The organism is Pseudoalteromonas sp. SG43-7 (assembly GCF_014164295.1).
In the GTDB taxonomy this organism is placed as follows: domain Bacteria; phylum Pseudomonadota; class Gammaproteobacteria; order Enterobacterales; family Alteromonadaceae; genus Pseudoalteromonas; species Pseudoalteromonas rhizosphaerae.
Genome location: NZ_JACJEY010000083.1, coordinates 1 through 12,173, shown reverse-complemented (window position 1 = coordinate 12,173; position 12,173 = coordinate 1). Strand labels below are relative to the sequence as shown.

The window sequence follows — 12,173 nt, the reverse complement described above, 5'->3', positions numbered from 1 at the left end:
GAGAGCCTCTATATGTGTTTGCCGTAAGCAACTTGCTTAACAGCCGCATCGACAGACGAAGTAAACGAATTTGTTTATTGATTTAGAATTGACCGTCCATTTATAAAAACGGTCAAAAAGAATACGAGTGCCTATTGACAGAGTTTAGGCTCATATGTGTTAGGCATTTTCCGTCGTTTCACGCCAGAGCTCATTAACGACACTAGTCATAGCGTCAATAATTTCAAAGATATACACTTGTGTAACTTCAAGGTGGACTCTAGCAAATTGATGTGAATTTAAATTGAGGTTTTTGGCAACAATTCTAAATTGCTTTCTATGCAGCTCCTCGTCTAAGTGCCCAGCATTGTGAGCAATGATGTTCCTGATATCCCTTGCTTCGACGACTTTACCCCAAGAGGCAGTGCCAGTAGGTACTTCAATTTTGGCGACTTTACGTAGATAGTTTTTTGCTCGCTCAATACCTGAGCCACTGCAATCTTTTAAAGTACAATTTAAACCTTTTTCAAAATAAAAGCTGTGGCACAGTTGATTAAGATAATCTTCAAAAAGCGATACCAACATAAGCAAAAACGATTGTTTCTGGTATTGAGGAAATACTTCTTGGAAATGCGCACCTAAATCATTGCGATACTTGTACCTATCCCAACAAACAGACTCGTTCATTTCTATATCAGATTCGTTGTACGTAGTTAATTCTTCACGCCAATGGCGTTCTGATAGCTCGACAAAGATCCTAAACTTCTCTAAGTCAGACAAAAAATACAACGACACTTGATCGGATTTCTGCATTTTTACTCCTAATTGCCTAACGCCGCAAGTAACTGCGGATGAAACGGAACTTGTTTTTATGCGAGTATTTTACCGCATAAAAACAAGTGGAGAGTAAGACGTCAGATTGCCTTGCTTTGTTATGTGCCGGATTCATAGATTCCATTTTTTGTTTACTGCCTCTGTGATTACACTATCAGGACTAACACCTAATTCAGACAGTTTATTGCGCATAACTTCTATATGCCACCAAGGGCAAGCTGGGTCATTGCACGTTACATCAGGATCACCTTCATGCTCGAAGACTAAATGAAAACATAGCCAATGCATCTTTTCGAAAACCTCATAATCTTCCGAGTATTTCTCCACGGGCTTATCACAATGCACACAAATTCTTGATGAACTAATTATTAAGTACCGCAGACGTATTTAAGCCACATAACAGCTTATTGAACACCACTTTGGTGGGTTATCACACCCCAAAACGGCGTATATTACATTGCTTAATAATTCCACTAAATAAGTTTAATGTAAACAAGTAATTACGTAGGCTATAAAATGACTATTGTTAAAATACATCAAAACGACTTTTAATAATATTATTGGACAAAACACCATCACTGTATTAATAAACAGTATCGCTAAATACGCCATTTTTTGCTTATAAAACACTCAACTCACTGGCTAGTAATTTAGCTCGGTGGTTTTAATTTTTGCTGCTGTTGATTATGATGTGCGTATTCCCTGGCTTTTTAAATCCATTAAGGTTTTTTAGTCATTTTATTAAGGATTATTTCATGTCTAGCTATAACGAATCTCCAGAGCAAATTGCACAAGCCACTGAGGGCTATGTGATGCAGCAAACTATGTTGCGTATTAAAGATCCAAAACCGTCGCTGGCATTTTATGAAAACGTATTGGGCATGAAGTTGTTAGGTAAGTACGACTTTCCTGGTATGGAGTTTACCTTGTACTTTTTAGGCTATGGGCAAGATATGCCTAAAGGCGATGATAAACAAAAAACCCAGTGGGTGTTTCGCCGCCCTGCACTGATTGAGCTTACCCATAACTGGGGTACTGAAAACGACGACAGCTTTAGCGGTTATCACAGTGGTAATGAAGAACCAAAAGGCTTTGGCCATATTGGTATTAGCGTGCCAGATGTATATGCAGCGTGCGAACGCTTTGCTAAATACGATGTGGAGTTTGTAAAACAGCCAGATGGCGGCTCAATGAAAGGCCTTGCCTTTATTAAAGACCCAGATGGTTACTGGATTGAAATACTCTCGCCAGAGGGCATTACAGACATTATTCAATCGCAATAAAAAACCATCAAACATAAAAAAGCCTGCAAATGCAGGCTTTTTGTTACAAGTACTGTGAAAAACTTGATTTTTTTAACGACGTAGTGCGTCTATACGTGCGTCAAGCGGTGGGTGAGATGAAAACAACTCAGCCATGCCTTTACCACTGGCTATACCAAAGGCCATCATTGAGCCTTCTAATTGCGATGGGTGGTTTTGCTTTAATCGCTCAAGGGCTGAACGCATTTTATCTGCGCCTACCAAATGAGCTGCGCCGCTATCGGCTGCAAATTCACGCTTACGGCTATAATGAGCAACCACTATGCTTGCCAGTACGCCAAATAATATTTGGAATAACATATCGAATAAGAAGTAAGTCCAGCTGCTGCCGCCCTCTTCTTCATCGCTATTGATAAAGTTATCTACAATGCCAGCCAGTACTTTAGCGGCAAAAATAACAAAGGTATTAACCACACCTTGAATAAGCGTTAGCGTTACCATGTCGCCATTAGCCACATGCGATACTTCGTGCGCCAGTACGGCTTCGGCTTGATCTTGGCTCATGTTATGTAATAAACCCGTGCTTACCGCCACCAGCGAATTATTTTTACTCGGGCCGGTTGCAAACGCGTTCATTTCTGGGCTGTCGTAAATAGCCACTTCTGGCATGTTAATACCGGCTTTTTTAGCTTGAGCAGCCACAGTGCTTACCAGCCATTGTTCGGTTTCGGTACGAGGTTGGGTGATCACTTGCGCACCGGTTGATTTTTTGGCGATCCATTTCGACATAAATAACGAAATAAACGATCCACCAAAACCAAATACAGTCGCAATTAGTAAAATTCCGCCAAGGCTACGATGGCTTAAGCCCAGCGCACTCATTATTATTGAAAGCACCACACCTAATACCAACATAACCGCGAGGTTAGTTAATAAAAACAAAAATACACGTTTCATACGAGTTCTCCAAAAATAACATTTATTGCTGAGCGATTTACTATGTTTGATCGGCTTTGAGCAATCACTGCGTTATGACACACTATGTCATAACGTCAGCGCTATTCTGTGACAAACTATGTCACAACACAAGGGTTATTTATGGATTTATCGATAATTTTTCAAGCAGAGTTTTATAAATTTGTAATTTAGGGGTTTGCTCTGTGTATGGGCTAATGGCAAGCAGTGGAAATGGTAAACGTGTTTTAAGTGAATCTAGGTTTGCTTGGTATTCATCCATAGTGGCATCAACTTGGTTTGCAATCCACCCTACACAATTAATCCCTAAGCTTTGCATGTGTGCAGCAGTGAGTAATGCATGATTTATACAGCCTAGTTTCATCCCGACCACTAATATTACTGGCAGTTGCTCTGCTTTTACCCAGTCGTATAAATACTCGTTATTATTAATAGGTAAAGCCCAGCCGCCCGCGCCTTCTGTTAACAGGTAATCGGCGCCTTGTTGCTTAACATGTTGATAAGCCGTGCTGAGCTTCTCTACTGTTATGTTTATACCCGCTTGCTCTGCAGCTATATGGGGAGCTATTGGCGGCGCAAATGCAAATGGGTTAATTATGTCGTATTTAGCGCTGACTGTGGCGCTTTCCATTAGCATTAGCGCATCGGCGTTTACGAGCTGCTCAAATGCCATTTCACACCCAGAGGCAATCGGCTTAAAACCTATTGCGCGCTTTTTATGTTGTGCGAGTAACTTTAACAGCAAACTGGTTACATGAGTTTTACCGGCGTCGGTATCGGTACCGGTAATAAAAAACTGGTTCATGGCATGGCCTTATTATTTTTACTGGGCTTTTTCTAATGATAACAATACTACATGGTAAGATACATTGGCTTTATTGTTTATAAGCGGATAGGCATCACATACTATTTGCAGCGCTGATTTGGTTAATAAACCACGACGACTTGTTGAATGATTTTGTGCTGTGGCACCAATGGCTTTAATCGATTTTATAGCCGCTAATGCACTGCTGTGCTTATCGGTATAGATGACTTTTTTTGATGCGTTGATCTTAAACCCGGCCTTTTCGACCGATTGGTTTATATTATTATGGCTTGCAAACTGATTAATATGATTATGTGAATCAAGCACTGCAAAGGCGGTTTTGATCTCGTTTAATGACCCTGCAACAACCGTACTAATATAGGCTTGCCCGCCTGGTTTTAATACTTGGTAAAGCGAGTGCATTAAGGTTTCAAAATTAGCAGACCACTGCAGCGCAAAATTACTAAATAGCACATCAATACTGTTAGCTTGCAGCGGTAAGTTATCCATATCGGCGCACAGTTTAGGGGTGTTTAAGGCACTGCTTTTTAGCATGTTAAAACTTAAATCTATGGCAACAACTTGGCCAAATAATGCCTTTAAAGGCTGAGTATTAACAAGCGGCCCTGCGCCTAGGTCAACACAGAGCTTTTTAGGGTTTGCTGTAATGAGTTTAAATAAATCATTCGCCGCTTGTTTTTGCACATTAGCATGATGGCTATAACTGTTTGCTGCTTTTGAAAAGTTATGCGCTGTGGTTTTTTTTAAAACCTCAGCAGCTATACACACAGTTGTAGGGCTAAGTGGCTTAGTTTTAATTGCCTGCGGGCTTATCATGAAATGACCTTTTGTAAACTACCAACGAGTTGTTTTATATCCTCATGGGTGTGGGCTGCACTTAAGGTAATACGCAAACGCGAGGTATTGTGTAAAACAGTTGGCGGGCGAATAGCCGTTAACCAAATGCCCTGCTGCTTTAGTTGCTCACTGGCTTTTAACGTTTGCTCGGCGCAGCCTAAAAAAATTGGTTGAATCGCGGTGTTAGAGTCCATTAGCGCAATGTTCTGCTCTTTTGCTAGGCGTTTAAACAGCGCAATATTAGCGTTTAATTTAGCTCGCTTGCCGTTAGCGTCTCTTATGCTTTTAATACGCGCCAAAGTATGAGCGGCAATAAACGGTGACATAGCGGTTGAGTAGGTATAATCACGATTAAACTGCAGCATGTAATCTATAAAATGCCGCGAACCTAATACGCACGCCCCGCTACTAGCAACCGCTTTACCAAAGGTGATCACTAAAATATCGGGCATGGTGTCGGCTGCAATTAAGGCTTCACAACTGCCAAGCCCCGATTTTCCTAAAACACCAAAACCATGGGCATCGTCTATCATTAGCCAGGCGTTATGCTGCTTTGCTAAGGTAAATAGCGCTTTAATTGGCGCGGTATCACCATCCATGGAGAACACACCTTCAGACACTATGAGCTTATTGCGCGCTTTTGATTTTTCTAGCCGTGAGCGTAAATGGTTTATATCGTTATGGTTAAAGCGTATTAACGCTGCGTTGGCGTGTAATGCGCCATCAATTAAACTGGCGTGATTGAGTTTATCTTGAAAAATAGCACTGTGTTGCGCTGTCGCTTTATCTTGAAACAAGGCTTTAATAACACTGCTATTTGCGCTAAAGCCCGAATTAAACAACATGCCTGCCTCATAACCCAAAGCACTACATAAAGCTTGCTCAAGCGCTTGCTGTGGTTGTTGATAACCCGTTACTAATGCTGAGCTGTGGCTACCTAGTAATGGCGCGCTGGTTAACTCCACCGGCGAATCGCCAAACCCTAAATAATCGTTACTCGCAAAGTTAAGGTAGGTTTTATCATTAACCGTAATAGTACGCGCCGTTGCGCTTTGTACTACATAGCGTTTACGCAAGAGCTGCTGCGCTTTGCGTTCATCTAAATGGGTGTTTATAAATTCAAATGACATAAATGCTTTAACCTTCAACGCGATACTTTAAACCATTACCATAGTACTGAGCACTTTACGCTTCGTAAAACAATTCTGCGGTTGCTTTATCGGCCACTTGCGATGACAAAGACGCAGCAACGGCTTCATCTGAATAATCGTGGCGTGTTTCTGGGTTCATCCCAAGCTTTTTAATTAATTGCATGTCGGCATCGGCTTCTGGATTTTCTGTTGTTAATAGTTTATCGCCATAAAATATAGAGTTTGCGCCTGCAAAAAAGCACATTGATTGCATTTGCTCATTCATCGCATTACGTCCTGCTGATAAACGTACATAACTGTGTGGCATCATAATACGTGCTGTGGCAATGGTACGAATAAACTCAAACTGATCTAAGTCATCAACATTTTCAAGCGGTGTCCCTTTTACCTTTACTAGCATATTAATTGGCACGCTTTCGGGCTGCTGGGGTAAATTAGCTAACTGCATTAATAACCCATAACGATCGCTTGCTTGCTCCCCCATACCCACAATACCGCCCGAGCAGACTTTCATACCAGCGTCTCGTACATTACCTATAGTATCAAGACGGTCTTGAAAGGTGCGAGTTGATATAATTTGCTCATAGTACTCAGGTGAGGTGTCGAGGTTGTGGTTATAGTAATCAAGCCCTGCACTGCGCAGTTCATGGGCTTTTTCGTTATTTAACATGCCTAAAGTCATACAGGTTTCAAGGCCAAGGGCTTTTACTTCTTTTACCATTTGCGAAATGTATGGCATGTCTCTGTCTTTTGGATCTGACCATGCGGCCCCCATACAAAAACGAGTGGCGCCTTTTTGTTTTGCTAACCGCGCTTGCTCTACCACTTTTTCTACTTCTAGCAGGCGTTCGCGCTCTAAATCAGTTTTATAATGCCCCGATTGCGGGCAATATTTACAGTCTTCTGGGCAAGCACCGGTTTTAATAGATAACAACGTAGAAATTTGTACTTCGTTTGGATTAAAATTAGCGCGATGAACAGAGGCGGCTTTAAACAATAAATCGTTAAATGGCATTTCAAATAAGGCTTTCACCTCACTGTGGGTCCAATCGTGTCGAACTGTTGCAAGCTCCATAATACTCTCTTTTATTTTTTGATCTTGGTGTTATTGGCTTAGAATACGTATTGCCGTACCATTGTCAACGAAGCTCACTTAGTTAAAGTTTACATATGAACATAAAACAAACAATAGACCTTGATTTTGATCGTCAGCACATTTGGCACCCCTACACATCAATGACTCAACCTATTCCGGTTTACCCCGTTACGCATGCAAATCACAATATTATTCACTTAGAAACGGGGGAGCAACTTATTGACGGTATGGCCTCATGGTGGAGTGCTATTCACGGCTATAATCATCCGGTTTTAAATGAAGCGATGCACGCCCAAATAAATAAAATGAGCCATGTAATGTTTGGTGGCATAACCCACCAGCCAGCAGTAGAGCTCTGTAAAAAGCTGGTTGCAATAACCCCGAGTAAGTTGCAAAAAGTATTTTTAGCCGACAGCGGCTCGGTAAGTGTTGAAGTGGCGATAAAAATGGCTTTGCAATATTGGCTTAGTCAAGGAGTAACCAGCAAACAAAAACTGATGACGCCTTATAAAGGCTATCATGGCGATACCTTCGCTGCGATGAGCGTATGTGATCCTATTAATTCTATGCACTCTTTATATCAAGGCTTTTTACCTGAGCATGTATTTGTGCCTGCACCAAAGACTCAGTTTGGACAACAGTTCGATAAACAAGAAGCACACCACCTTGCACAGTATTTCGAAGAACATCATCAGCATGTTGCAGCTTTTATCATCGAGCCAATTGTACAAAATGCAGGGGGAATGAACTTCTATCATCCTGAGTATTTAAGAACCGTGCGTGAACTATGCGATCGTTACGGTGTATTATTAATTTGTGATGAAATAGCCACAGGGTTTGGCCGCACAGGTAAGCTATTTGCCGTAGAACATGCTGATATTGAGCCAGATATTTTATGCATAGGTAAAGCACTCACAGGTGGCATGATGACGTTATCTGCAACATTAACCACAGATAAAATTGCCATTGGTATCAGCGAAGGTGAAGCTGGGGTATTAATGCATGGCCCAACATTTATGGGCAATCCATTGGCCTGCGCAGTGGCTTGTGCGAGTATTGATTTATTACTTGAGCAAGACTGGCAAGCACAAATAGCCCACCTAAACGATGCGCTGCAAGCATTACACCGTTGTAATGATCTTGAGCATGTTGTTGATGTAAGAACGTTAGGAGCAATTGGTGTGGTTGAACTCGATACTGTTATCGATGTAGCAAAGATACAAGCTTTCTTTGTTAGTAAAAATGTATGGATCCGCCCTTTTGGTAAGCTTATCTATTTAATGCCACCGTATATTAGTTGTTCAGGCGATATCACCACATTAGCTAACGCCATTTACGCCGCAATTGCCGGAAAACATTATTAGCATATCATCAAGACCCCAAATAATTACCCAACCTAATCGTAATTTGGGTAATTATTACCACTCAAACATATAAGCCATTTTGCTGATCATTTTCAGTGGAATGTTATGGCTATTACGTTTGGCGTACAGGTGTTGCATTGATTTGTCTTTTACTTCACCCACAATCACTTCTTTAACTTGGTAGCCTAGTGCAACAGCGGCTTGGCTATAAGCAATAAATTCCCATTTCTTGATGTTAGTATTATCAACAATAATAAGTGGGATTTCTTGCGCTAACGCATTTATAAAACGAGCTAAATTTAAATTGTGGTATTGCGACAGTTTGAACTTATCAAACTGATACTCCCCTTGCTCATTATAAAAATAATCATCGGTCGAACAAATTAAGTATTGGCTTTGATCGCCCGCTACCATTTCATCGGCTAGGTTTTGCGCATAATAAGACTTACCACACCCTGGTAAACCACGTAAAATAAAGACTTGTTTCATAATACCTATATGTTTAGCAAGTTAGTTTAAATATCGTAATTGCATATAATGCCACAAAACCCGTTTTTATCGCAGTGAAAATCGCCTTTAAATTTTGATCTAAGTTGTTTCTTATCACAAAAAATTAAAGTTCTAGGTTTTAAACGACAAAAAACCACAAAAATGCAAAAGAATAAGCAAAGAGTTACTTTTGAATGTTTTTTTATTTTACATTCAAAGGTAAGATACACCGTTCAAGTGCAATAGCGCACATATTAATGTAGGCAACTTATATCATTGGAGTGAAGATGAGCCACTTAGCGATTTCAGAGCTATTAAAAGGCAAGGTTGCGGTAGACAGCCAAGTAACAATTAAAGGCTGGATCCGTACACGCCGCGATTCAAAAGCAGGAATTTCATTTTTAGCCGTTCATGACGGTTCGTGTTTTGATCCTATTCAAGCGGTAGTACCTAATTCACTAAATAATTATGATGAAGTTACTAGCCTAACAGCCGGTTGCTCTGTGTCAGTTACTGGTGTTTTAGTACAATCAGCAGGCCAAGGTCAATCTTTCGAAATTCAAGCAAATAGCGTACAGGTACTTGGTTGGGTAGAAAACCCAGACTCATACCCAATGTCGGCAAAACGCCACAGCATTGAGTATTTACGTGAGCACGCTCACCTTCGCCCACGTACCAATATGATTGGTGCGGTAACACGTGTACGTAACTGTTTAGCGCAAGCTATTCACCGTTTCTACCATGAGCAAGGTTATTACTGGATCAGCACCCCTATCATCACCGCAAGTGACTGTGAAGGTGCAGGCGAAATGTTCCGCGTATCAACGCTTGATATGCAAAACTTGCCACGTACAGATAAAGGCGATGTTGATTACAGCGAAGACTTCTTCGGTAAAGAAGCATTCCTTACTGTATCAGGTCAGTTAAATGGTGAGACTTACGCCTCAGCGATGTCAAAAATTTATACTTTTGGCCCGACTTTCCGTGCAGAGAATTCAAATACTTCTCGCCACTTGGCAGAGTTTTGGATGGTCGAGCCAGAAGTTGCGTTTGCTGATTTAGAAGATATCGCCAAACTTGCTGAAAACATGCTTAAGTATGTGTTCAAAGCGGTGCTTGAAGAACGTCGTGATGATATGGAGTTTTTTGCTCAACGTGTTGAGAAAACAGCTATCACGCGCCTAGAAGAATTTGTTGAGAAAGATTTTGCACAAGTTGATTACACTGATGCAGTAGAAATTCTTAAAAGCTGTGGTAAGAAATTTGAATACGCCGTTGAATGGGGTGTTGACTTACAATCTGAGCACGAGCGTTACTTAGCAGAAGAGCACTTTAAAGCACCAGTGGTTATTAAAAACTACCCACGTGATATTAAAGCATTCTACATGCGCCAAAATGAAGACGGCAAAACCGTTGCTGCAATGGACGTTGTAGCACCAGGTATTGGCGAGATCATTGGTGGTTCACAGCGTGAAGAACGTCTTGATGTACTTGATGCACGTTTAGAAGAAATGGGCTTAAACAAAGAAGACTACAGCTGGTATCGCGACCTACGTAAATACGGTTCAGTACCACACTCTGGTTTTGGCTTAGGTTTCGAACGTTTAGTTGCCTATGTAACTGGTATGGGCAACGTACGTGACGTTATTGCCTTCCCACGTACCAAAGGCAGTGCAACTTACTAAAATGAGTTGATGCTCATTACTGCAATAGATTACTGCAAAAGCCAACCTTAGGGTTGGCTTTTTTGTTTGCTAAGTCAATCAGTCGACTTCCCTATTAGACCTTTTATTAATTGATTTTCTGTGCTTTATATTTAAGACTGAAAATTACAACTCAACAAAGGTCAATGGAATGAATTTAAAATCGCTATGCTATACACTCTTCGCTGTCAGTATTGGTTTTCTATATTACTTCGAGCAACTATCGATAGTCGCGGCGCTAATCATTGCAATTTTTACTGCTCTATTCGCTTTTACAGCCAAGTTAACTGACAAAAAACCAAACCCTGCGTCAGACATTAATAAACAGCCCCAACTCAGCAATGTTGCTCAAAACATCACAGTGGCAACCTCTCAAAATGCAATTGGTGCAGCAGAAGTCGGATTCTATGTAGATAGCCTAACTAAAGAGATTGATGGTTGTTACAGTGAAAGCGAATCGGTTAGCGCTGCAACACAGGCGTTATCCCATAACAGTAGTGAACTCACTAATAGTATCACCATCGTAAATGCAGCAATGTTGCAAACATCTCAGGCATCAACATCAGCAGAGCAACGCTTGCAAATAGCCACACAACAAATTGATTCGTTGTCTAACTCAATTACTAACGTCGCAAGTAAGTTAGATTTATTGTTAAAAAGTGCAACTGATATTCAAAGCATTACCCAAGTTATTCAAACCATTGCTGAGCAAACTAATTTACTGGCATTAAATGCCGCCATAGAAGCAGCACGAGCGGGTGAACAAGGCAGAGGCTTTGCTGTAGTTGCCGATGAAGTACGTAATCTTGCCAATAAAACCAATCAAGCCACTAAACAAATTGCACAGATGCTAACTGAGATCAATACTAATAGCGTGCAAACAAATGATGATATGAAACAGGTTTCTTTACAAAGTGATGAAGTGAAAACCGAACTCGAAAATGTTACCCAAGCATTTTTAACAATAAATCATGATATTACAGACTCATCATCAACCTTAGAAAACATGCAGCAAGCAGTATCTGCTTTTCAACAAGCAACCACACAAATAAATACCTCTGTATCAAGTATCAGCCACTTGCTAGCTGAAATAGCAACCAAAGGTAACTCAATTTCATCACAAGCAGCTATGTTATCGATAGGATCTGAAACCATCTTTAGAGAGCTCAGTAAAGTTGAACACAATGCCTTTTTTAAGCCTATACTCAATGCCGCAACAACGGCAAGCAATGCAATCGCGGTAAAATTTAATGAGTTGCTAGAAACGAAGCAATTAACTGAAAAGCAGTTGTTCTCACAAGAATATCAAGCAATTAAAAATACTAACCCCACAAAATATACAACACCATACGATACTTTAACCGATAAAATTTTACCGCCAATTCAAGAGCCTACCCTTGAAAATGACAAAATTCTTTTTGCTGGTGCCGTAGACAAAAAAGGTTACTTCCCTACCCACAATAAGCGCTACAGCCAGCCATTAACTGGCAATTACCAACAAGATTTAGTGAATAACCGCACTAAACGTATTTTCAACGATGCCACCGGCAGCCGCTGTGGTAGCCACACTGAGAGCTTTTTATTGCAAACCTATAAACGTGATACCGGTGAAATTTTACATGACCTATCAGTACCCATTTATGTAAATGGCAAACAC

General features: G+C 40.8%; 11 protein-coding genes. 4 read left to right on the top strand and 7 right to left on the bottom strand.

The window, feature by feature from the left end; all coding sequences use genetic code 11:
- Positions 1–159 precede the first annotated feature (159 nt).
- The gene (locus H5200_RS21780) at positions 160–792 is read right to left on the bottom strand and encodes a hypothetical protein (RefSeq protein ID WP_182762592.1); all 633 of its coding nucleotides are present in this window, start codon (positions 790–792) and stop codon (positions 160–162) included.
- A 776-nt stretch (positions 793–1,568) separates the two neighbouring features.
- Between H5200_RS21780 and gloA the strand changes: the two genes are divergently transcribed.
- A complete protein-coding gene (gene gloA, locus H5200_RS21775; RefSeq protein ID WP_182762591.1) occupies positions 1,569–2,096 on the top strand; it encodes a lactoylglutathione lyase in 528 nt (175 codons plus the stop codon).
- A 72-nt stretch (positions 2,097–2,168) separates the two neighbouring features.
- Here the strand turns inward: gloA and htpX are convergent, their stop codons facing one another.
- From htpX to bioB, 5 genes are all read right to left on the bottom strand, one after another.
- Positions 2,169–3,032 carry a protease HtpX gene (gene htpX / locus H5200_RS21770; RefSeq protein WP_182762589.1) on the bottom strand — a complete coding sequence of 288 codons (864 nt, stop codon included), beginning with the start codon at positions 3,030–3,032 and terminating at the stop codon, positions 2,169–2,171.
- Between the two features lie 139 nt (positions 3,033–3,171).
- A complete protein-coding gene (bioD, locus tag H5200_RS21765) occupies positions 3,172–3,855 on the bottom strand; it encodes a dethiobiotin synthase (RefSeq protein WP_182762587.1) in 684 nt (227 codons plus the stop codon).
- Positions 3,856–3,873: 18 nt separating this feature from the next.
- Complete coding sequence (locus H5200_RS21760; RefSeq protein ID WP_182762585.1) at positions 3,874–4,692, bottom strand: methyltransferase domain-containing protein; 819 nt, start codon at positions 4,690–4,692, stop codon at positions 3,874–3,876.
- Complete coding sequence (locus H5200_RS21755; RefSeq protein ID WP_182762582.1) at positions 4,689–5,843, bottom strand: 8-amino-7-oxononanoate synthase; 1,155 nt, start codon at positions 5,841–5,843, stop codon at positions 4,689–4,691. Before H5200_RS21755 ends, H5200_RS21760 begins: the two co-directional genes overlap by 4 nt.
- A 55-nt stretch (positions 5,844–5,898) precedes the next feature.
- A complete protein-coding gene (bioB, locus tag H5200_RS21750) occupies positions 5,899–6,939 on the bottom strand; it encodes a biotin synthase BioB (protein ID WP_182732094.1) in 1,041 nt (346 codons plus the stop codon).
- A gap of 95 nt (positions 6,940–7,034) precedes the next feature.
- Between bioB and bioA the strand changes: the two genes are divergently transcribed.
- Positions 7,035–8,324, top strand: coding sequence for an adenosylmethionine--8-amino-7-oxononanoate transaminase (bioA, locus tag H5200_RS21745; protein WP_182718871.1), 1,290 nt, complete (start codon positions 7,035–7,037; stop codon positions 8,322–8,324).
- A gap of 54 nt (positions 8,325–8,378) precedes the next feature.
- Here the strand turns inward: bioA and H5200_RS21740 are convergent, their stop codons facing one another.
- Positions 8,379–8,813: an AAA family ATPase gene (locus tag H5200_RS21740; RefSeq protein WP_145233300.1), complete on the bottom strand. Its 435-nt coding sequence runs from the start codon at positions 8,811–8,813 to the stop codon at positions 8,379–8,381.
- A gap of 287 nt (positions 8,814–9,100) precedes the next feature.
- Here H5200_RS21740 and asnS point away from each other — a divergent pair, with 287 nt between their 5' ends.
- Together asnS and H5200_RS21730 are read left to right on the top strand one after the other, a co-directional pair.
- Positions 9,101–10,498, top strand: a complete 1,398-nt coding sequence (gene asnS / locus H5200_RS21735; RefSeq protein WP_182718872.1) for an asparagine--tRNA ligase — start codon at positions 9,101–9,103, stop codon at positions 10,496–10,498.
- A gap of 169 nt (positions 10,499–10,667) precedes the next feature.
- The coding region (locus H5200_RS21730; protein WP_182762580.1) for a methyl-accepting chemotaxis protein at positions 10,668–12,173 on the top strand (1,506 nt) is incomplete at its 3' end.